This is a genomic window from Streptomyces sp. NPDC059785, from assembly GCF_042732375.1.
In the GTDB taxonomy this organism is placed as follows: Bacteria; Actinomycetota; Actinomycetes; order Streptomycetales; family Streptomycetaceae; genus Streptomyces.
In genome coordinates this window covers 256328-277687 of sequence record NZ_JBHWHV010000001.1, presented here as the reverse complement: position 1 = coordinate 277687, position 21360 = coordinate 256328, and the positions used below count along the sequence as shown (strand labels likewise).

The window sequence follows — 21360 nt, the reverse complement described above, 5'->3', positions numbered from 1 at the left end:
GTCTTAGATGAAGTTCAGCGCCGCCGCACAGCCCACGCCGCCGAGCACCATGAAGGCCGGCATGAGCACCTTCAGCTCCACCCAGCTGCCGGCCCGGAACCGCATCGCCTTCGGCGGCCCGACGGGGTACCAGCGCTTGCGGCCGATCGGAATGGGCCACAGGATCGGGCAGCCCGACACCGTCAGCGCGTCCCCGATGTCGTGCACCAGCGCGCCCAGGATGATCGGCAGCCCCAGCCAGAGGTACTCCTGCCCCGGCGCGGTGAACAGCCAGCCCGCCCCATTGCCCGGTTCGTCCAGGATGCCGGCGAGAATCCACGCGCTGGTGGCGGCCAGCAGCCAGACCAGGACATCGCTGCTGGATCCGCGCGCCGCCCGCCACAGCAGCCCTTCGATGGCCAGCACCATGTGGATGAAGAGGATGGCCAGGACTCCCCAGCGGTCCCCGGTGATCGCGATGACGGACGCACCCGCGCCTATCAGCACCGCCCACAGCCAGGTGTGCGTCAATGTGCGGTGACCGCCGGAGCGACGCGGGTCGCCCTGCTTCCGGGTGGACTTGTAGACGGCGTACGAGAGCTTGTCGACGATCTCGCACAGGCCCCGTGAGACGGGTCCGAAGGCCCGCGAGATGGTCGCCGCCTTGTGGTCCAGGTCCGGCGCCAGCGCCGCGCCGGCGCAGATCAGGGCGCCGACCAGGAGGACCGGCCAGGGCATGGGGTGACCGGCCGCCGCGGCGGCCGCTCCGACCCCGAGCCAGGCCGCGGCCCCGGACAGTGAGTGTGCTGGTCCCATCATGGCCGTGCCCCGCCCCATTTCGCTGTTGTCGCTGTCGAGTTGTCCCCGCGCGCTGACGCTCCGTCGGTGCCTCAGCGTAACGTTCGCGATCTTCGTGCCGACAGCCGATTCCCTCATCACGCCCGATGCCAGGCAAGATGGAGGCGTGACCCTCATCGATCAGCTGCCGCGAACCGCAGATCCCGACGCCCTCTACGAAGCCTTCGAGTCGTGGGCCGGGGAACGCGGCCTCACGCTCTACCCCCACCAGGAGGAGGCGCTGATCGAGGTGGTGTCGGGGGCGAACGTGATCGTCTCGACACCCACCGGCTCGGGCAAGAGCATGATCGCCGCGGGTGCGCACTTCGCGGCCCTCGCCCGCGACGAGGTCACCTTCTACACGGCGCCGATCAAGGCTCTCGTCTCGGAGAAGTTCTTCGAGCTGTGCAAGCTCTTCGGCACCGAGAACGTCGGCATGCTCACGGGCGACGCCTCCGTCAACGCCGACGCCCCGGTCATCTGCTGCACCGCCGAGGTGCTGGCGTCCATCGCCCTGCGCGACGGCAAGAACGCCGACGTCGGCCAGGTCGTCATGGACGAGTTCCATTTCTACGCGGAGGCCGACCGGGGCTGGGCCTGGCAGATCCCGATCCTGGAGCTGCCGCAGGCCCAGTTCGTGCTGATGTCGGCCACGCTCGGCGACGTCTCGATGTTCGAGAAGGACCTCACCCGGCGCACCGGCCGCCCCACCGCGGTGGTCCGCTCGGCGACCCGCCCTGTGCCGCTCTCCTACGAGTACGTGCTCACCCCGATGACCGAGACGCTCACCGAGCTGCTGGCCACCAAGCAGGCTCCCGTCTACATCGTGCACTTCACCCAGGCGCAGGCCGTGGAGCGGGCACAGGCGCTCATGAGCATCAACATGTGCACGCGTGAGGAGAAGGACCAGATCGCCGAGCTGATCGGCAATTTCCGCTTCACCACCAAGTTCGGCCGCAATCTCTCCCGCTACGTACGGCACGGCATCGGCGTGCACCACGCCGGCATGCTGCCCAAGTACCGGCGGCTGGTGGAGAAGCTCGCGCAGGCCGGTCTGCTGAAGGTCATCTGCGGTACGGACACCCTCGGCGTCGGCGTCAACGTGCCCATCCGCACCGTGCTGTTCACCGCCCTGACCAAGTACGACGGCAACCGCGTGCGGACGCTGCGCGCGCGTGAGTTCCACCAGATCGCCGGGCGGGCGGGACGGGCCGGCTTCGACACCGCGGGCTTCGTCGTGGCACAGGCCCCCGAGCATGTGATCGAGAACGAGAAGGCGCTGGCCAAGGCGGGCGACGACCCGAAGAAGCGCCGCAAGGTCGTGCGCAAGAAGGCACCCGAGGGGTTCGTCGGCTGGACGGAGAACACCTTCGAGAAGCTGATCGCCTCCGAGCCGGAGCCGCTGACCTCCCGCTTCCGCGTGACGCACACGATGCTCCTGTCGGTGATCGCCCGGCCGGGCAACGCCTTCGAGGCCATGCGGCATCTGCTGGAGGACAACCACGAACCGCGCAAGCAGCAGCTGCGGCACATTCGGCGGGCCATCGCCATCTACCGGTCCCTCCTCGACGGCGGCATCGTTGAGAAGCTCGATGAGCCGGACGCCGAGGGCCGCATCGTGCGGCTCACCGTGGACCTCCAGCAGGACTTCGCGCTGAACCAGCCGCTGTCGACCTTCGCCCTCGCCGCGTTCGAACTCCTCGACCCCGAGTCCCCGTCGTACGCGCTCGACATGGTCTCCGTCGTCGAGTCGACGCTGGACGACCCCCGGCAGATCCTCGCCGCCCAGCAGAACAAGGCCCGCGGCGAGGCCGTCGCCGCGATGAAGGCGGACGGTGTCGAGTACGAGGAGCGGATGGAGCGGCTCCAGGACGTGTCGTACCCGAAACCGCTGGAGGAACTGCTCTTCCACGCCTACAACACGTACCGCAAGAGCCACCCGTGGGTCGGCGACCATCCGCTGTCGCCGAAGTCCGTCATCCGCGACATGTACGAACGGGCGTTGTCCTTCACCGAGTTCGTCTCCTTCTACGAGCTGGCCCGCACCGAAGGCATCGTGCTGCGCTACCTCGCCAGCGCCTACAAGGCCCTGGAGCACACCGTCCCGGACGACCTGAAGTCGGACGACCTGGAGGACCTGATCGCCTGGCTGGGCGAGATGGTGCGCCAGGTCGACTCCAGCCTGCTCGACGAGTGGGAACAGCTCGCCAACCCCGAGCAGATGACCGCCGAGGAGGCCCAGGAGAGGGCCGACCAGGTCAAGCCCGTCACCTCGAACGCCCGCGCCTTCCGCGTCCTGGTCCGCAACGCCCTCTTCCGCAGGGTCGAGCTCGCCGCCCTCGACCAGGTCGAGGAACTGGGCGAGATGGACGCCGACTCCGGCTGGGACGCCGACGCGTGGGGCGAGGCGATGGACAAGTACTGGGACGAGTACGACGACCTCGGCACCGGCCCCGACGCACGCGGCCCCAAGCTGCTGCGCATCGAGGAGGAGCCGCAGAACGGGCTGTGGCGCGTGCGTCAGACCTTCGCGGACCCGGGCGGCGATCACGACTGGGGCATCAGCGCGGAGGTCGACCTCACCGCGTCCGACACCGAGGGCCGTGCCATCGTCAAGGTCACCGACGTCGGCCAGCTGTGAGTACAGGAGAACCTCACCCATGAGCAACCCAGCCGAGAGACTCGTCGACCTGCTCGACCTGGAGAAGATCGAGGTCAACATCTTCCGCGGCCGCAGCCCGGAGGAGTCCTTGCAGCGGGTCTTCGGCGGGCAGGTGGCGGGACAGGCGCTGGTCGCCGCCGGCCGCACCACCGAGGGCGACCGGCCGGTGCACTCGCTGCACGCGTACTTCCTGCGCCCCGGCCGCCCAGGCGTGCCCATCGTGTACCAGGTGGAGCGGGTCCGTGACGGGCGGTCCTTCACCACGCGCCGGGTCACCGCTGTGCAGCAGGGCCGCACGATCTTCAATCTGACCGCCTCCTTTCACAAGCCCGAGGAAGGGAGCTTCGAGCACCAGTTGCCGCCGGCCCGCGAGGTCCCCGACCCCGAGTCGCTGCCGACTGTCTCGCAGGAGATCAAGGAACACCTGGGCGCGCTGCCCGAGACACTGGAGCGCATGGCACGCCGCCAGCCGTTCGACATCCGGTACGTGGACCGGCTGCGCTGGACGCCGGAGGACGTCGTCGGCGCGGAGCCGCGCAGCGCCGTGTGGATGCGCGCGGTCGGCCCTCTCGGGGACGACCCGCTCGTCCACACCTGCGCCCTGACTTACGCGAGCGACATGACCCTGCTGGACGCCGTGCGCATCCCGGTGGAGCCGCTGTGGGGTCCGCGCGGTTTCGACATGGCGTCCCTGGACCACGCCATGTGGTTCCACCGGCCGTTCCGTGCCGACGAGTGGTTCCTGTACGACCAGGAGTCCCCGATCGCGACCGGTGGCCGCGGGCTGGCCCGCGGCCGCATCTACGACGTGGAGGGACGCCTGCTCGTGTCCGTGGTCCAGGAGGGTCTGTTCCGCAAGCTCGAAGGCTGACGCGCCTCCGGTTCACGCGCCTCTGCGACGCAGCCAGCCGAGGAAGCCGCGTGATCGCTCCGCTTCCCGCTCCGGTGGAGTGTCCTCGGTGACGTGCGGTGCCGCCGGCCGGAGGGCGTCCGGCGATGCCGGGCCCGAGGCCGGACGTGGTGCCGGCCGCGCTTCCCGGGCGGTGGCGACGGTCTGTGCCAGGTCGGCCCTCAGCCAGCCGATCTCGTCGGGCTCCTGGGCCGTCATGATCTCGGCCGCAACGTGCGCGGCGGGCGAGTCGGGCGCCGTGCGCGCCGCCGGTTCCGGCCGCAGCCGATTGAGCAGGGCACGCTCGTACGGGTCCTTGACGGTGTCCGCCACGTGCACCGGGTCGAGGAACGAGGCGACGATCGCGGCGCGCGCCCAGGGGTCCTCGGTCTGGCGGAGCAGGAATCCGAGGTGGCGCCCGCGCCAGTTGCGGGGCCGCAGGTCGAGTCCCTCGCTCAGCTGGTCACGGAGTCCTTCCGGCGTACGGCCCGTCAACAGCTTCGCGTGGTCCTCCTTGTCGGTGAACCGGCGCAGTTCGTCGGCCAGATAGAGCCAGACGACGGCTCGGTACCGGTTGACGTAGAAGTTCACGGGCACCACCAGGCCCAGGCGCGCCAGGCGCGTGAACCTGGTGGGCGTCACCTCCATGAGGGCCGCGCCCTCCGCCGTGCCCACGGTCCTGACCCGCTGCCGCAGGAGCTCCGCGACTCCGCCGTCCTCGCCGCGCACCCGGTCGATCTCGGCCCGCGCCACCCGTCGTGCTCCGCCGCCGCCCTCGTCCGGAACGGTGCGGATCAGTCCGAGGCGCACGGCGAGGTCGAACTCCCTGCGCTGCAGGCCCATTTCACGAGCGGCTCGGTTCGGCGCGTACGACTTGGCCCGCGGTCCGGCAGTGGCCGCAACCGTGAGGGACGCGGCGGTCTGCGCGATGGTCGTGCCTGACATGTTTTTCTCCCCCGTGCGGTGCCCGCGTCGGTTCTCGCGGGCTCTGGGAAAAACCGTAACCGGTTTCCCGGATCGCACGGGGGGCCTGTGGACAACTCCGCCTGACGCCGCGTTTGCGCAGGTCAGAGCCGTCTGGGCGGAGTGTGTTCCGGTTTCCTGGCGTCCACGCGGAGATGTTCGCCGACGCGGTTGACCAGCAGTGTCATCTCGTAGGCCACCTGACCGATGTCCGCTTCGGCCGCGCAGAGGACGCACAGACAGCTGCCGTCGCCGGCGGCGGTGACGAAGAGCACCGCGTCGTCGAACTCGATCATCGTCTGACGTACCTGACCCGCGCCGAAGTGCCGTCCCGACCCCTTGGCCAGGCTGTGCAGACCGGACGCCACCGCCGCGAGGTGCTCGGCGTCCTCGCGCCGCAGTCCCGTGCTCGCGCCCGTCACCAGCCCGTCGTTGGACAGCACCAGTGCGTGCCTGACGTGTTCGACTCGCTCGGTCAGGTCGTCGAGTAACCAGCCGAGCCCCGTTTTCTGCCCCATGTGCCGTTCTCCCCGTGTCGCCTCTCCCCCTGACCGGGGGATTCGGTCAGCAAGCCTTCCGGACAGCCGTCGCACGGGCAAGCAGGATGGAAGGCATGGCACAGAAGATGACCGATGAGCAGTGGCGGGCCTTCGTCTCGCAGGGCACGCGCACCGGCAAGTTGTCCACCGTGAAGGCCGACGGAGCCCCGCATGTCGCTCCGATCTGGTTCCTGCTGGACGGTGACGACGTGGTCTTCAACACGGGGAAGGAGACCGTCAAAGGAAGAAATCTCGTCCGCGACGGCCGAGCCGCCCTGTGTGTGGACGACGACCGGCCGCCCTTCGCCTTCGTCGTCCTGCAAGGCCGGGCGGAGATCACCGAGGATCCCGAGCAACTCCAGTACTGGGCCGGGCGGATCGGAGCGCGCTACATGGGCGAGGACCGGGGCGAGGAGTTCGGCAGGCGCAACGGGGTTCCGGGGGAACTGCTGGTACGCATGAGGGTCGAGAAGGTGGTGGGGTTCGCCGACGTGGCCGACTGAGCGCGCCCGCCCCCTTCTGCCCGCCCACCCGTCCGCACGTTCCCCGCTGCCCGTCCATTTGTCCGCGTCGGCCGATGACGCACTCGTCGGCCGACGCGGCCGGGGGATCGCCGTCAGCCGACGGAGTCGAGCAGCCGGGCGGTGTAGACCCGCCCGGCGTACTCGACGAGACGGATCAGCACCTCCTTGCCCGAGTCCCGGTCCCGGGCGTCACAGAGCACCACGGGCGTGCCCTGGTCGAGGTCGAGGGCGCGCGAGACGTCCTGGGCGTCGTAGGCGCGCGCTCCGGCGAAGCAGTTGACGGCCACCACGAACGGGATGCGCCGGTGCTCGAAGTAGTCGACGGCCGGGAAGCAGTCTTCCAGCCGCCGGGTGTCCGCGAGGACGACGGCGCCGAGTGCGCCCAGGGACAGTTCGTCCCACAGGAACCAGAACCGGTCCTGCCCGGGCGTTCCGAAGAGGTAGAGCGAGAGGCCGGACCTGATGGTGATGCGGCCGAAGTCCATGGCGACCGTCGTCGTGGTCTTCTGGTCCACGCCGCCGGTGTCGTCCACCGACTGACCGGCCTCGCTCAGCAGTTCCTCGGTGCGCAGCGGCCTGATCTCACTGACCGCTCCCACCAAGGTCGTCTTGCCCACGCCGAACCCGCCGGCGACCAGGATCTTCAACGCCAGGGCGGTGCTGTCGCCGTCGGCGGCGTCGGAATGCTCCACAACCATCGATCACTTCTCTCAGGAGTGCCTGCAACGGTCGACGCGAGTACGTCCGCGTGGGACCAGCATCGCGGCAACTGCTCGTTCCGGGACCGTTCGGGAATGCTCGTTCATCGCTCTACAGCGCCCGCAGGCCATCGATGACCTCACGCAGAATGCGTTCGCCGGGCAGGTGGGCGGGCGGTACCGGGCGGCTGACGGACAGGCAGCCGAGGGCCGAAAGGTCGCCCAGGAGCACTCTCACCACGCCCACCGGCAAGTCGGCTCCCGCGGCCAGTTCGGCGACGGACTGGGTTTCGTACCGGCACAGTTCGACGAGGATGCGGTGTTCCGGGCCGAGCGAGGTGTCGTCGCCCGGGCCGGGCGCACGCGCGTCCAGTGCGACGAGGGCGATCAGGTCGAACCCGGCCGCTCCGGGACCCGGTCTGGTCCGGCCGCCCGTCAACGCGTACGGACGGACCAGCGGTCCGGCCTCGCGGTCGTACCACTGGCTGCCCCGCTCCGGCGAGGCGTCCGGGGTGTCCTCGGTCATCTGTGCGCACCACCTCGGTCATCCGGCGGTCGGCGGCCGGGCGGCGCCGCGCGTCGGGGTGCGAAGGTGCTCGCCGACCCGCTTGACGAGCCGCGCCATCTCGTACGCCACCAGGCCGATGTCGGCGGTGACGGCGGTGAGCACGGCGATGCAGGAACCGTCGCCCGCGGCCGCCACGAACAGGAAGGCGTCGTCCATCTCGACCATCGTCTGGCGCACGCCGCCGACGCCGAAGTGCCGGCCCGCGCCCTTGGCCAGGCTGTGGAAGCCGGAGGCGACGGCAGCGAGGTGTTCGGCGTCCTCGCGCGTGAGGCCGGTGGACGAGCCGACCGCGAGTCCGTCGTTGGACAGCACGACGGCGTGCCGCACCTGGGTGACGCGCAGCACCAGGTCGTCCAGCAGCCAGTCGAGTTCGCCCGACCGCCCGGAGGCTCTCGTGCTCGAATCGTGCATCATGCGGGGTCTCCTTCGCTGCTGTCGCTGTCCGCCGGGTGTTCCCGGGGCCGGCGGAGGCCGGGCGGTCTGCCGCCACCGCGGGCCCAGCCGTCGCGGTAGGCGGCCATACGGGCACGTACCTTCTCCGGTGTGCGTTCGTCGTCGTCCGGCTCGCCGGGTGACGACGCCGGCTCTTCGGCGCGCTGGTGGCGCAGTTGCGGGGCGAGGCTCGCCTGTCGTACGCGCCGCGGGAGTTCGTCGGACGGCTCGGTGTCGTCCGGGGGACGGTGCGGCCGCAAGGTGGGTACTTCGGTGCGTACTACGGGGAGCGGGGTGCCGGGCGATCCGTTCAGGGACTTCTCTGCCGGACCGGTTGCGGCCGGACTGGTTGCTCGTGAGCCGGTTGCTCGCGAGTCGGTCGCCGGCTGCTCCTCTTCGTCGGTGGCCGGCGCCGGAGGCGTCAGGGCGGGCCGTTCCACAAGGGCCGGGACGGGTTCCGGGTCGGGTGCGCTCGCCACGCGCGCGTACGCGCGTGGTGCCGCCGGTTCCCGGTCGGTGGCGGGAGACGAACGGGTGGCGGCAGAGGTCCGTTCCACCGGACCGCTGTCCAGCAGGGCGGTCGGCAGCAGGACGACCGCCGTGGTGCCGCCGTAAGGCGATGTGTGCAGGTGCACCCTGATGTCGTGCCGTGCGGCGAGCCGGCTCACCACGAAAAGCCCCAGCCGGTCGCTGTCGGAGAGGTCGAGCGTCTGCGACCGCTGGATGCGGCGGTTGGCCTCGGCGAGACTCTCCTTGCCCATGCCGAGACCCCGGTCCTCGACCTCCACCACGAAGCCGTTGCCGACCGCCTCGCCGGTGATCCGCACGCGGGTGTGGGGCGGCGAGAACTGGGCGGCGTTCTCGACCAGTTCGGCCAGTAGATGGGTGAGGTCGGCGACCGCACCGCCGACCACGGCGGTCTCGGGCAGTTGGCGCACCTCCACGCGCGCGTAGTCCTCGACTTCCGACACGGCGGCGCGGATGACGTTGGTCAGGGAGACCGGCTTCCGCCAGGCCCGGCCGGGCGCGGCTCCGGAGAGGATGATCAGGCTCTCCGCATGGCGCCGCATCCGCGTGGTGAGGTGGTCGAGCCGGAAGAGGTCGCTCAGTTCGTCGGGGTCCTCGGAGCGGCGCTCCATGCTGTCGAGCAGGCTCAGTTGCCGGTGGACGAGGACCTGGCTGCGGCGGGCCAGATTGACGAACACCCCGGAGATCCCGTCCGCCAGTTCGGCGCGTTCGACGGCCGCGCGCAGTGCGGCGCGGTGCACGGTGCCCAGGGCCGCGGCGACCTGTCCCGCCTCGTCGTCGGTGGGCGGCCCGGACGGTGACTCCGCGTCGATGTCGATCTCTTCGCCCGCGCGCAGTCGCCGCATGGCGTGCGGGAGTCTGCGGTGCGCGATCACCAGGGCGCTGTCGCGCAGGCCGACGAGTTCGACGACGAGGCCGCGTCCGATGCGTACGGAGATCAGCAGCGAGGCGACGACGGCGACGAGTCCGAGCAGAACCGCCGAGCCCGCCGCCGGGAGCAGGCCGCGGGTGAGCGGGTCCGCCTGGTCGGCGGCGGCGCGGCCGGTGTCCGCCTGGATCGTGCGCATGCCGTCCTGTACCCGCTCGTGTGCCGCGTTCCAGGTGTTCTCCGGTGCGGCGTCGGCGGCCTTGCGGCCGGGTTCGGAGGCCAGTACTTCGTCCTCGACGGCGCGTACCTGGGCGTACGCGCTCCCCTCCGCGAGGTCGCGCCAGGCCGTTCGTCCGGGCTCCGTCAGATCGGCGGTGGCCGAGTCGGTGAGCGCCCGGCGGGTGCCGACGGCTTCGGTGAACAGCCGTAGCCGGGGACCGTCCAGCGTGCCCGTCGGCCTGGCGCTGGACAGTACGGCGTTCTCCTGGGCGAGTGCCTCCCCCGCGCGGGAGAACTCGAGCAGCACGCGCGCGTGGGTGCCCGCAGCGGTGTCCTGCACTCCGGTGAGCGCTCCGCCCACGAAGAACGCGGTCGCGATGGCCCGGGTGTACTGGTCGTACGCGTCGTTCCATCCGGTTCCCCGGTCCAGCAGCCCGGTGCGCACGGACGGCAGCCGATCGGCCTCGGTGACCAGGGCGTTCAGCCGGCCGGCCGTCGCGGTGGGCAGGTCGGCGCCGTCGGCGACGGTGTTCCGCTCCCCCAGGCGCAGCTTCGCCACGGCCCGGTCGGTGTCCGCCGCCGTGTCCGCCAGCTCACCGCGCCGCCGGGCGGCGGGATCGCTCGCGTACCGGACGGCGGCGGCACGTTCGGCCTGAAGGGCCTCGACGGCGGCGTCGACAGGGGCGCGGACGGTCGCGTCCACGCGCTGCGTCTGCCGCAGCCGGGCGATGTCCTGAGCCGTGCTCACGGTGGCGTAGGCCCACAGGGCGAGCAGGGAGACGACGGGGACCATCAGGAGACAGACGACCCTGGCGCGTACGGTGCGGGGGCGCAGAGGCAGCGCTCCCGCGCGCGTGGAGAGCGTCGGCATCGTCCTGGCCATGGCCTCGTCCAGGTCGAAACGCTCGTCGGCCGGGGGGCCGGCGTGTGCGCGGCGACCGCGTACGGGTGGTCGGGTCGGTGGTTCGGCACCGGCCCTGGGGTGCCTGCGGGGTGTGCGCATGGCCTCCTCGCTCGAAGAGGGTGGAGACGGTCCGTCGGAGCCGTCGGCTTCGGGTCCGCGACGGCTCAGCGAACGGCGTTCTCGGTGTCCCCGGCCGTCTCCGAGGGTTCTGGTGACTCAGGTTCCCCGGCCGGCAGCCGGACCGGCGCGGCGGCCACGTGCTCACCGGCCGTCGGCGACAGGGCGACGAACGCCGAGGTCAGGAAGAGGTAGGAGCCGAGGCCGACGGCGAGGGGGAAGACGAACTGCATCACCGTCGCACCGGGCAGGGGTGCTCCGGAGGGGCCGACCCGCACGCTCACGGCGAGCATCCCGGTGTAGTGCATGCTGCTGACCGCCCCTCCCATGACGAGTGAGGCGACGGCGACCGCCCTGGGCGTCCTGATGTTCAGTGCCGCCCACAGGGCCACTGTCGCGGCCAGCACGGCGGTCACCACGGACAGGGCGACCCACAGCGGGTCGAAACTCAGCTCGCCGTGCAGTCGCAGGGCCGCCATGCCCAGGTAGTGCATGCTCGCCACACCAAGTCCGCTGGTGAGTCCCCCGACGGCCAGCGCGCGGTTGCGGTCACGGCCGTAGCCGACGGCGAAGACGCCGATCCCTACGACCAGTACGGCCACGAGGAGGCTGAGCACGGTCAGCGGTACGTCGTAGCGGATCTCGGTCCCCTCGACGCTGAAGCCGAGCATCGCCACGAAGTGCATCGTCCAGATACCGGTGCCGAACGCGGAAGCGGCGGTGAGGAGCCAGTTCCGGCGCGACCGCCCGGTGGCACCGAGCGCGCGGACGGTACAGCGCAGGCCCAGGGCGGCGCCCGTACAGGCCATCAGGTACGACAGCACGGGAGTCAGCCAGCCGAAGGTGGCGTGGTGCAGGTGTTCCATGGCTCCGGGACGCTAGTCCCGCCCGGGGCGCGCGAAGGGGGCGCAGTTCGAAAGCTGCTGCAATATGACGCACCGGGACAGCGAGCGATCGCGGCACGCTCGAACATGCGCACCACTTCGTGCTTCATGTCGGTGACGGCATCGCGCGGCCGGTGCGGAATCATGCGAGACATGAGCGATGACCACACGCACGTCCGGGAGTTCTTCACGCCACGGGCCGCGGACTGGGACAGCCGGTTCCCCGACGACGGCCCCGCTTACGCGGCCGCGGTCACCGAACTCGGCCTGAAGGAGGGTGACCGCGTACTGGACGCGGGCTGCGGCACCGGGCGTGCCCTGCCGCCGCTGCGAGCGGCCGTAGGGGCGTCCGGAGTCGTCGTCGGGGCCGATCTCACCCCGGCCATGCTCGCGGCCGCGGTACGGGCCGGACGGGGCCGCGCCGGGCAGCTCCTGCTCGCCGACGTCACCGGACTTCCGCTGCGGACCGGGTCCCTCGACGCCGTCTTCGGAGCGGGCCTCGTCTCGCACCTGCCCGACCCGGCCCGCGATCTCCGTGAGCTGGCGAGAGTCGTACGCCCGGGAGGGCGGTTGGCCCTGTTCCACCCCGTCGGCCGGGCGGCGCTCGCGGCCCGGCAGGGCCGGCGCATCACCCCGGACGACCTGCGCGCGGAGCCCAATCTCCGCTCCGTACTGGCGGCGGCCGGCTGGCGCATGACGTCGTACGTCGACAAGGACGACCAGTTCCTGGCACTGGCCGTGCGCACGGGCTGAGCCCTCGGGCCGGCCCGGCCACTTGGGCCACGGAGGCGTCCGGGGCGTCGAAGCCCCTGATGCCGTGTTCCGGCAGATCGACGAACAGGGGTCTCAGGGAGGGACGAACGGCGGATCGAAGCCAGGGGAGTGCGGAGGAAGCAGGCGGAGTTCGACGGCAAGGGGAGCCGCAGCTCTCAGCCCGTGGACGTACCAACCGCGCGGGGCCGGTCCCCGCCACCTCCGTCCAGCGGTATGGAGACAGAAGCGGCCCGAACTGACCTGGCTGCGCACCACCATCGACTCACTCGCCGGAGGCGGCCGCTGACGTCCCGGTGTGCCGGACGGAGCACCCCCGCACCCCCGGGACGGGTGTGGTGCCCAGGTCGGCGACGCGGTAGCCGTCCGGGTAACCCTTGATTTCCCAGTTCTGCCGTGCGTGGTGCGGAGCGCGGCGCGGTGGGAGCAGACGGACGACGCGGCCGCGTGCGCGGACCGCGCGCCGGACCCACGCGCGCGTGGCGGCACTCGGCGGTTCGTAGCGGAAGGCGCGTAGCAGCGGATCGTCGAGCAGGGCGAGCGTCGCGGTGCGCAGGAGTGGCTTCAGCGGCCGGGGATACCAGGAGGCCATCAGGTCGAGCGTCGCGTCGGAGACCCGGCGCGCACCCTCGTCCCACCCGAAGTGAGCCTCCTCGTAGGTGTCGAGGCAGGACTCGGACTCCTCATAGGTCTGCGGGATGTCCCTGATGCCCATGTGGCGGCCCAGTGTCCGGTAGTGCACCGTGGCGGCGACGGTCTCGTGACGCGACAGCCTGCGCCACCCGTAGGCGTCGACCCACCGTTTGGGCATCACCACAAAGGTGCACAGCACATAGCGCATGTCGTCATCGGTGATGTCGTAGCTGCGGTGCATCTGGTTGATGCGCCGGATCGCCGTGCGGCCTTCGTCGCTGCCGAAGCCGTGCTCGACGACGGCGTCCAGGAGCAGTGAGGTGTCGTCGTACCTTTTCTGCGTACGGTCCGTGAGTTCAGCCGTCTCGGCGAGCAGCCGGCCGATGCTGGGGACGGCGTAGGTGCGGTAGAGCGCCAGTTCGAGCGCCCGGGTGAAGTCCCAGGGAAACTCGTATGCCGCGGAGAGCCGGTAGATGTCCGAGGCGTCCGTCACCGGGTCCAGTCGCCGGATCTGTTCGAGCCGTTCGAAACGCTTCACCGCACGGTCCCCCTTCTGCCGCCGAGCCTCCAACTCTACGTTCGTATGGGCCAGATGAACGGCGACAACACCCGGACGGCAGCGGGACGATGGCAGCACCGCAGGGGGAAGGTGGCCCGATGTCCGGCATGCTCGGAAGACTGCGTCGGTTGGTGCGTCCGAAACCGGCCGGACGTGACGAGGAACAGCCGTCCGGCGCCGGGCCGCCGGCGAAACGCAGGCACAACCTGTTCGAGGCGGCCGCGGCCTATGTGTCGGCGTGCGCCGACGACGACCAGGACCGGATCGACGAGGCCACCGGCTGGGTGTCGCCCGACGCGCTGTCCTTCGGGGTGAGCGAGCTGGCGTGCCGGGCGGTCATCGTGCTGGCGCGGCAGCGTGACGAGTCACCGCGCACGGTGGCACGGTCGCTGCTCGGGCTCCCGGCCGCCTGACAACCGGAAGCCGGAAGGCCGTTTCGCCCCGTCCAGTCGGATAACTGCAGCTCCGGGTGTGGTTCACCCTCGTGACAACCTCCTTCCCGTCGCATTAAGGTGCGCCGACGGACGAAGCGATGGGGAGGGCTGGGATGGCCGGGACGGGCGAGGAAGCCGTCGCCGCCGCGGACGACGACGCGCTGTACGTGCTCACCGCGGTGCTGCTGACGCCCGCGCAGTTCCCCAGCGTGCTGGGTGACGACTATCCGGAGGCGTGCGCCGCGCTGGGTCTCGCGCCCCTCGCCGACGGCTACGGCCTCGTGATCGGCCAGGACGGCGACGGCGCACGCTGGACGGTCGTGGTCGACGACGTCTCGCTGGTCGCGGTGGCCATCGCGTCGTGGGACTGCGGCATGGAGTACGATCTGTCGCCCGACGAGCGCTCGGTCGTCACCGCGTTGCCGGGCTGGCCGCTCGCGGTGGCCGTCGCGGCCCCCGGTGTGCCCGCCCCGCACGATCCCGATCCCGAGGTGGCCGAGCGACCGCCCCTGTCACCGCCGGACACCACGATCTGGGGCCCCGCGCAACGGCGGCTCGGCGCCGACGAGATCGCCCTCCAGTGGGCGATCTGGCGCGAACAGATCCCCGACGACCACTTTGTGGAGCCGGGAAGCAAAGAACCGGAGAAGGCAGCACCGGAGAACAAGAATGCGGGCGGCACGGAACCTAGGGACGAGAAGCCCGACGCCGAGGAACCGGTGGACTCGCGAGCGGCCGAGGGGGCTCCGGAGCAACCCGCCGCGGTGACCAGCACCGGCACCGGCAACAGCACCGCCCGGGAAGGCATCCGCCGTGTCCTGGCCGAAGCCCGCGCATACGTGGAGACGCCGCCTCCGCTCGGCCGGGTGCGGTCGTCCTTCGCTCCCGGCGCGGCCCGGACCCTGCGTGCCGACGGCCCCGGCTGGTCCATGGTGGCCAGGACCGACGACATCGCGTTCGTCCTGCTGGACGACGAACCCGGCGAAGTGCTCCCGGTCGGCCGCGGGCCGCAACTGCCCGGCCTGCTGGAGGCGCTCGACAAGATGGCGGTCCGTCCGGCCTGAACGGCCGGCTGCCGCGCTGCTCACGGAAGCGGTGTTTTGAACCTCCACAGGTAGGGCGCGCTCAGTGTGGCGTCCGCCCATGGCCGAGCAGCCGCTGGAACCGCAGCATGAGGCGACTTCCCCGCTCTGCCTGTCCTCGGAGGCCAGCTCATGCGTACCTTCCGCCGTGTTCCGCTCCACACCGCCGTCGCCACGGCGCTGGCCCTCACCGGGGCCGCCCCGGCCGCAGCCACCGCGCCGCGGGACGGTGGGCACTGCGGCGGGTACGAGACGGTACGGGTGCCCGGCGCCGCTCACCAGCGGAGCGCATGCCTGGGCGACCTGACCACCTCCACCCTCTCGGGAACCCCGTACACCGACATGGCCGATCGGGCGGGACTCACCGCCAAGGACACCGGCCGGCCGTCGGGGGTGCCCGGTGTGCAGATCGACGGCTACTTCCCGGACACCTCGCACTTCAACACCGCGCACGGCTGGAATCACGACGCGCAGTTCGTGATCCGGCTGCCCGAGCAGTGGAACGGCGGCCTGGTCGTCACCGGCGCGCCCGGCACCCGCAAGCAGTACGCGACCGACACGGCCATCTCCGACCAGGCGCTGGCCCAGGGATACGCCTATGCCGCCACCGACAAGGGCAACAGCGGCTCCGACTTCTACTGCGACGGCAGCCGCCCCGGTGACGCGGTGGCCGAGTGGAACCTGCGCACCACCCAGCTCACGCGCGCCGCCAAGCGCTACGGCCACGTCCCGCGCCGCACGTACATGACCGGGATCTCCAACGGCGGTTACCTCACCCGGTGGCAGCTCGAGAACCACCCGGAGCTGTACGACGGCGGTGTGGACTGGGAGGGAGCGCTGTGGACAGCCGACGGCCCGAACCTGCTCACCTCGCTGCCGACGGCAGTGGCGAGAACGCTCGGCTCGGCAGGGGACGAGGACATGGAGTCGGTGGGCTTCGCGCCCGGCTCCGCCTTTCTGTGGCCGTACCACGAGAAGGCGTACTGGGGCGTCACGCAGAAGATCTACCGCGCGGAGTTCGACCCCGGTTACGACGCCGGTTGTCCCGGACGGTCCGCCCGGTCCGCGGCCGAGCAGATACTGGCGCCCTGCCCGTCCGACGCGGCGTACGACTACGCGTCGCGCCCGGCCTCCGTGCACCGGGCGGTCGCCCGGGTCGCCCTCACCGGACGCATCGGCAGGCCGCTGATCACCCTGCACGGCGACCTCGACGCGCTGCTGCCCAAAGCCTCGGACTCGGACGTGTACGCCCGCATGGTCGACGGAAGCGGGCGGGGGCAGCGGCACCGCTACTACACGGTGGAGGGCGGCACGCACGTGGACGGGCTGTACGACACGTATCCCGACCGGCTACGGCCGATCCTGCCGTGCTACCGCTCCGCGTTCCGCGCGCTGACCGCGTGGGTCGAGCGGGGCACACGGCCGCCCGCGGACCGGACCATCGGCAGGCCCACGAGCGGTGACGTGGTCGACTCCTGCGCTCTGGCCTGAGCCCCGGCGAAGCACCGAGGTTCAGCGGCCTATCTCCCGGCGTGAGACGCGGCGCAGCCTGCGCCGCTGCGAGGGATCGAGCGTCAGGTAGGCCGCGGCGGGCACACCCAGCACGATCAGGAAGGCGATCCACCAGGGCACACCGATCGCGGGCAGAAGGATCAACAGGACGATCCCGACCCCTGCTGCGATCTTCGCGTTCTTCGACATCTGCAGCCTCCTTCGCGGCTGCGGCCATCGCCGCTCTCTGTGGTGGAAAACGGACCGGCACGTGCGGCAGTTCCGGCTCTCGACCCTGACACATCCCTGAGCCGCGCCCCCGACTTTCCCCTGAGGACCGTCCCGGTCGCCCGGTTCCGGAAGTACGCCGCGCGGCCGGGCGCGGGCCGTCCCACGTTTCCACGAGTCGCGGACATGCGGTACCCTCGGCGCCCTCGCTCCCAGTAGTCAAATTTGAGGAATACGCCATCACCGAGCAGGAGATCACCGCGGCAGTGCCGACCGAGGTCGCCGAACTGACCCGCTGCCGTGCCGTGTTCATGCCCGCCGATCCGGCCAGGACCGGCCGTGTCGCCTTCTGGCAACCGGAGGGAAGCGCACCACCCGCCACCGCGCTCGGCTCCACGGAGGAAGTGACGATCGTCGTCCCCGGTGACGAGGGCGCCGAACGGGTGGCCGTAGCCGCCGCCTTGCTGCCGGTGGCCGCCGCGCTGCCCGTGCTGACCCGGGCCCGTGCCACCACCGGGGCACACCGGTCGACCGCTTTCTGGAGCGCGGCGGCCGTCGAGGCGCTCCACTGCGTCGCGCGCGGGCTGCTGTTGCCGGGCTTGTCGCCGCAAGGTCGCGACGCGTGGCGCGTGGGCCCGCTCCGCGCGGTGGACGTCCAGCGGATCAGGGAGCTGGCCGCGGCGATGCCGCCGGAGGCGCACGCGGTACCCGTGGAGACGACCGAACCACCGCGGCTGCCGGACCCCGAAACACTGGTGCGCGCCTTCCTGGACGCCGTCGCCGACGCGCTGCCCCGCTCCCCCGCCGCGACGCTCGCGGCGGGTGCCACCGCCTTCGCGGACCAGCGGCCGCAGCACATCCCCGAACAGCACGCCTGGGCCGCGGACGTGGCCGCCGTGCACGACGCCGGAGTGCGCATCTCGCTGCGCGTCGAGATCTCCGGACTGGAACCGGCAGCACCGGACGGGGCGGCGTTGTCCTTCCGCGCGGTGCTCCAGGTGCACAGCGCGCTCGATCCTGCGCTCGTCGCGGACGCCTCCGAGGTGTGGGCGGGTACGGGAGCGTTCGGCCCGCGCGCGCGGATGGACGTACTCCTCGCTCTGCGCCGCGCGGCCCGGGTCTGGGCACCGCTGGCTCCGCTGCTGTCGGCGGCCGTGCCCGACGCGGTGAAGCTCGCGGAGGAGGAAGCCGCCGAACTCCTGGGCGAGGGCGCCCGGCTGCTCACGGCGGCGGGGATCGAGGTGCACTGGCCCAGAGGGCTCGCCCTCGGCCTCACCACGCAAGCCGTCATCGGCCCCGCCGACGAGGGGAACGGGCCGGGCCGGACCGTCTCCGACGTGCCGTCCTTCCTGTCCGCCGACGCCCTGCTCTCCTTCGACTGGTCGTTCTCGCTGGGCGGCCTACGGCTCACCCGGCAGGAACTCGACCGGCTGGCCGAGGCGAACCGGCCCGCGGTGCGGTTGCGCGACCAATGGGTTCTGGTCGACCCCCGGGAGATCCGCCGCGCCAGGGCACGGCAGGACCGGAAGGTCACGCCCGTGGAGGCGCTGAGCGCGGCCCTGACGGGTTCCGCCGAGGACGACGGCGCGCTGGTCGACGTACGGCCCACGGGGTGGCTGGCGACGCTGCGGGAGCGGCTGGCCGACCCGGAGGCGCACGAGCCCGTCGAGCCGCCGGCCGGACTCGCCGCGACGTTGCGGGACTACCAGGTGCGCGGGCTCAACTGGCTGGCGCGGATGACCTCCCTGGGTCTCGGCGCCTGTCTGGCCGACGACATGGGGCTGGGCAAGACCGTCACGCTCATCGCGCTGCATCTGCACCGGCAGACCGACGAGTCGGCGGCGGGCCCCACCCTCGTCGTCTGCCCGACGTCCCTGATGAGCAACTGGCAGCGGGAGATCGAACGCTTCGCGCCCGGCACCCCGGTCCGCCGTTTCCACGGCTCCCGGCGGAGCCTGGACGACCTGGCCGACGGGGAGTTCGTGATCACCACGTACGGCACGATGCGACTCGACGCGCCCCGGCTGGCCGGGGCGCGCTGGGGCCTGCTCGTGGCGGACGAGGCCCAGCACGTGAAGAACCCGTACTCGGCGACGGCTCGGGCGCTGCGCACCATCGGGGCACGCGCGCGCGTGGCGCTGACCGGCACCCCCGTGGAGAACAACCTGTCGGAGCTGTGGGCGATCCTCGACTGGACGACTCCCGGGCTGCTCGGCCGGCTCGGCACCTTCCGCGCACGGTTCGCCGAGGCCGTGGAGGGCGGCCACGATCCGGCCGCGGCCGAACGGCTGGCCCGGCTCGTGAGGCCGTTCCTGCTGCGGCGCCGCAAGTCGGATCCGGGCATCGCGCCGGAGCTGCCCCCGAAGACGGAGACCGACCGTCCCGTGTCGCTCACCGAGGAACAGGCCGGCCTTTACGAGGCGGTGGTGCAGGAGACCCTGGCGGAGATCTCCGGCGCCGGCGGCATGGCCCGGCGGGGCCTGGTCGTGAAGCTGCTGACCGGGCTGAAGCAGATCTGCAACCACCCCGCGCAGTACCTCAAGGAGGACCGGCCGGAGATCGCCGGCCGGTCCGGAAAGCTGGAACTGCTGGACGAGCTGGTCGACACGATCCTCGCCGAGGGTGCGAGCGTTCTCGTGTTCACCCAGTACGTGCGGATGGCGCGCCTCATCGAACGGCATCTGGCAGCACGTGGTGTGCCGTCGCAGTTCCTGCACGGGGGCACTTCCGTCCAGGGGCGCGAGGACATGGTGGGGCGTTTCCAGCGGGGCGAAGTGCCCGTCTTTCTGCTGTCGTTGAAGGCCGCGGGTACGGGGCTGAACCTGACGAGGGCCGGGCACGTCGTGCACTACGACCGCTGGTGGAACCCGGCCGTGGAGGCGCAGGCCACCGACCGGGCGTACCGCATCGGCCAGACCCAGCCCGTACAGGTGCACCGGCTGATCGCCGAGGGGACCGTCGAGGACCGCATCGCCGAGATGCTGCTGCGCAAGCGGGAACTGGCCGACGCGGTGCTCGGCTCCGGCGAGGCGGCGCTGACGGAACTGACGGACGCCGAACTGGCCGACCTGGTGCGGCTGCGAGGGGAGACGCGATGACGGACCAGCGGGACGAACGTACGTTCCGGGCGCTGCCGCCCTCCCAGGGGCGGGCCTTCGCCCTCACCTGGTGGGGCCGGGCCTGGCTGACGGCACTGGAGCACGGTGCGATGGATCTCAAGCAGGTGAAGCAGGGCCGCGGACTCGCACGCGCGGGAGCCGTCGGAGCGGTGTCGGTGCGCCCGGGACGCATTACGGCCGTGGTGCGGGACCGCGACGGCACGCGGCATCGAGCCGACGTCCTGTTGCAGGAGCTCTCCGGGGATCAGTGGGACCGTTTCCTGGACATGGCCGCCGAGCGCGCGGGGCACGTCGCCGCGCTGCTCGACCACGAGATGCCCACGCATCTGGTCGAGGACGCGGCGGCCGCGGGTGTGGAGCTGCTGCCCGGTCTCGGTGATCTCGAGCCGGAGTGCGACTGCGGTGCGTGGGACCACTGCGGCCACACAGCCGCCCTCTGCTACCAGATGGCACGCCTGCTGGACGAGGATCCCTTCGTGCTGCTGCTGATGCGGGGCCGGGTCGAGCGCTTGCTGCTGGACGAGTTGCAGGCGCGCAGCGCCCCGCCGTCCGGCGTACCCGCGTCCCCGGAGACGCCCGTGGAGGGGGTGGACGCCGCCGAGGCGTACGCGGCCGGGGACATCCTGCCGCCACTGCCCGGACCTCCCTCGGTGCCGGAGCGGTCCGGGCCTCCGCCGTCCCTGGACACCGATACGCGGCCCGCGCCCGGGGTGGACGCCGCCGCGCTGCGGTTCCTCGCCACGCAGGCCGCTCAGGAGGCCCTGCGGCTGCTCGGAGAGGCGGTCACCCCCGGACATGAGCGACAGGGCCTCGCGACCGGGCTGTCGGCCTCTCAGGACGCCGTGCGTCTCGCGGCGGGTGACCCCTCCGAGGAGATCGCCACCCGGCTCGCACAGGGCACGGGTCGCGACCGGACCGGCCTCGGCCTCGCCGTGCGCGCCTGGCGGAACGGAGGTGCGGCGGCGTTGTCCGTCCTGGAGAGCGACGAGTGGAGCGCGGACGCCACAACGCTCGCACGCGCGCGTACCGCCCTGGAATCGGCCTGGGACGAGGACGAGCGGCCGGAACTGCGTGCGGCGGGGAACCGGTGGACCGTGGACGGCACTCCCGCGCAGCTCCGGCTGGGACGGGACGGCCGCTGGTGGCCGTATCGCGAGGAGGGGGGTCGCTGGGCGCCCGCGGGCGGCCCGTCCACGGATCCGGCCGCCGCGCTGGCACAGGCGCTGGAGGACGAGGAACGGGCACCGCTCTGACGGCACGCAGTGGGTGCGGGTGACAGGGCGTCGCACGGAGGACGCCCTGTCACCTGCCCGCTTCCGGCCGCCATTCCCTCGAAGTCGACGACTCGTGCCTTCCCGTTCACCCGGTGGACGCACCTGGTTGGGGGCGGCGGCCGAATCTGGCCACCGTCACCACAACCGTGCCCCAGGAG

Annotated in this window: 19 protein-coding genes; 9 read left to right on the top strand and 10 right to left on the bottom strand. The window is 71.6% G+C overall.

The genetic code is table 11. From position 1 onward, the window contains the following. Nucleotides 1-3: 3 nt before the first annotated feature. On the bottom strand, nucleotides 4-798 hold the full coding sequence (locus ACFV6E_RS01335; RefSeq protein WP_385458723.1) for a metal-dependent hydrolase: 795 nt from the start codon (nucleotides 796-798) through the stop codon (nucleotides 4-6). Nucleotides 799-943: 145 nt separating this feature from the next. On the opposite strand from ACFV6E_RS01335, the gene ACFV6E_RS01330 reads away from it, so the two are divergent. Next, nucleotides 944-3457, top strand: coding sequence for a DEAD/DEAH box helicase (locus tag ACFV6E_RS01330; RefSeq protein WP_385161859.1), 2514 nt, complete (start codon nucleotides 944-946; stop codon nucleotides 3455-3457). 19 nt (nucleotides 3458-3476) lie between these two features. Continuing rightward, a complete protein-coding gene (locus ACFV6E_RS01325; RefSeq protein WP_385161861.1) occupies nucleotides 3477-4349 on the top strand; it encodes an acyl-CoA thioesterase in 873 nt (290 codons plus the stop codon). Nucleotides 4350-4361: 12 nt separating this feature from the next. On the opposite strand, the gene ACFV6E_RS01320 is transcribed toward ACFV6E_RS01325, so the two are convergent. Together ACFV6E_RS01320 and ACFV6E_RS01315 are read right to left on the bottom strand one after the other, a co-directional pair. Then, a complete protein-coding gene (locus ACFV6E_RS01320; RefSeq protein ID WP_385458721.1) occupies nucleotides 4362-5312 on the bottom strand; it encodes a DUF6397 family protein in 951 nt (316 codons plus the stop codon). A 122-nt stretch (nucleotides 5313-5434) separates the two neighbouring features. After that, entirely contained in the window at nucleotides 5435-5848 is a 414-nt protein-coding gene (locus tag ACFV6E_RS01315; protein WP_385458719.1) for a roadblock/LC7 domain-containing protein, read from the bottom strand. Between the two features lie 95 nt (nucleotides 5849-5943). On the opposite strand from ACFV6E_RS01315, the gene ACFV6E_RS01310 reads away from it, so the two are divergent. Further along, nucleotides 5944-6372 (top strand): PPOX class F420-dependent oxidoreductase, encoded by a 429-nt coding sequence (locus tag ACFV6E_RS01310; protein WP_385161867.1) that lies wholly within the window; start codon nucleotides 5944-5946, stop codon nucleotides 6370-6372. Between the two features lie 113 nt (nucleotides 6373-6485). On the opposite strand, the gene ACFV6E_RS01305 is transcribed toward ACFV6E_RS01310, so the two are convergent. The 5 genes from ACFV6E_RS01305 to ACFV6E_RS01285 form a co-directional block, all read right to left on the bottom strand. Further along, nucleotides 6486-7091 (bottom strand): ATP/GTP-binding protein, encoded by a 606-nt coding sequence (locus ACFV6E_RS01305; protein WP_385161869.1) that lies wholly within the window; start codon nucleotides 7089-7091, stop codon nucleotides 6486-6488. A 112-nt stretch (nucleotides 7092-7203) separates the two neighbouring features. Continuing rightward, entirely contained in the window at nucleotides 7204-7617 is a 414-nt protein-coding gene (locus tag ACFV6E_RS01300; RefSeq protein ID WP_385161871.1) for a DUF742 domain-containing protein, read from the bottom strand. Nucleotides 7618-7635: 18 nt separating this feature from the next. Continuing rightward, nucleotides 7636-8073: a roadblock/LC7 domain-containing protein gene (locus tag ACFV6E_RS01295; RefSeq protein WP_385161873.1), complete on the bottom strand. Its 438-nt coding sequence runs from the start codon at nucleotides 8071-8073 to the stop codon at nucleotides 7636-7638. Next, on the bottom strand, nucleotides 8070-10709 hold the full coding sequence (locus ACFV6E_RS01290; RefSeq protein ID WP_385458717.1) for a nitrate- and nitrite sensing domain-containing protein: 2640 nt from the start codon (nucleotides 10707-10709) through the stop codon (nucleotides 8070-8072). Before ACFV6E_RS01290 ends, ACFV6E_RS01295 begins: the two co-directional genes overlap by 4 nt. 65 nt (nucleotides 10710-10774) lie before the next feature. After that, entirely contained in the window at nucleotides 10775-11593 is an 819-nt protein-coding gene (locus tag ACFV6E_RS01285; RefSeq protein WP_385161877.1) for an MHYT domain-containing protein, read from the bottom strand. Between the two features lie 171 nt (nucleotides 11594-11764). Here ACFV6E_RS01285 and ACFV6E_RS01280 point away from each other — a divergent pair, with 171 nt between their 5' ends. Next, nucleotides 11765-12364 carry a class I SAM-dependent methyltransferase gene (locus ACFV6E_RS01280; RefSeq protein WP_385161879.1) on the top strand — a complete coding sequence of 200 codons (600 nt, stop codon included), beginning with the start codon at nucleotides 11765-11767 and terminating at the stop codon, nucleotides 12362-12364. 283 nt (nucleotides 12365-12647) lie between these two features. Here the strand turns inward: ACFV6E_RS01280 and ACFV6E_RS01275 are convergent, their stop codons facing one another. Then, nucleotides 12648-13553: an oxygenase MpaB family protein gene (locus ACFV6E_RS01275; protein ID WP_385458715.1), complete on the bottom strand. Its 906-nt coding sequence runs from the start codon at nucleotides 13551-13553 to the stop codon at nucleotides 12648-12650. Between the two features lie 128 nt (nucleotides 13554-13681). On the opposite strand from ACFV6E_RS01275, the gene ACFV6E_RS01270 reads away from it, so the two are divergent. From ACFV6E_RS01270 to ACFV6E_RS01260, 3 genes are all read left to right on the top strand, one after another. Continuing rightward, the gene (locus tag ACFV6E_RS01270; RefSeq protein WP_385161936.1) at nucleotides 13682-13987 is read left to right on the top strand and encodes a hypothetical protein; all 306 of its coding nucleotides are present in this window, start codon (nucleotides 13682-13684) and stop codon (nucleotides 13985-13987) included. Nucleotides 13988-14121: 134 nt separating this feature from the next. Further along, nucleotides 14122-15072 carry a hypothetical protein gene (locus tag ACFV6E_RS01265; protein ID WP_385458714.1) on the top strand — a complete coding sequence of 317 codons (951 nt, stop codon included), beginning with the start codon at nucleotides 14122-14124 and terminating at the stop codon, nucleotides 15070-15072. 150 nt (nucleotides 15073-15222) lie between these two features. Then, nucleotides 15223-16581 carry a tannase/feruloyl esterase family alpha/beta hydrolase gene (locus tag ACFV6E_RS01260; protein ID WP_385458712.1) on the top strand — a complete coding sequence of 453 codons (1359 nt, stop codon included), beginning with the start codon at nucleotides 15223-15225 and terminating at the stop codon, nucleotides 16579-16581. Nucleotides 16582-16602: 21 nt separating this feature from the next. Here the strand turns inward: ACFV6E_RS01260 and ACFV6E_RS01255 are convergent, their stop codons facing one another. Beyond that, the gene (locus ACFV6E_RS01255; RefSeq protein WP_385161887.1) at nucleotides 16603-16791 is read right to left on the bottom strand and encodes a hypothetical protein; all 189 of its coding nucleotides are present in this window, start codon (nucleotides 16789-16791) and stop codon (nucleotides 16603-16605) included. 329 nt (nucleotides 16792-17120) lie between these two features. Here ACFV6E_RS01255 and ACFV6E_RS01250 point away from each other — a divergent pair, with 329 nt between their 5' ends. Further along, nucleotides 17121-19907 carry a DEAD/DEAH box helicase gene (locus tag ACFV6E_RS01250; RefSeq protein WP_385161938.1) on the top strand — a complete coding sequence of 929 codons (2787 nt, stop codon included), beginning with the start codon at nucleotides 17121-17123 and terminating at the stop codon, nucleotides 19905-19907. Continuing rightward, complete coding sequence (locus tag ACFV6E_RS01245) at nucleotides 19904-21181, top strand: SWF or SNF family helicase (protein ID WP_385458710.1); 1278 nt, start codon at nucleotides 19904-19906, stop codon at nucleotides 21179-21181. Before ACFV6E_RS01250 ends, ACFV6E_RS01245 begins: the two co-directional genes overlap by 4 nt. Nucleotides 21182-21360 lie beyond the last annotated feature (179 nt).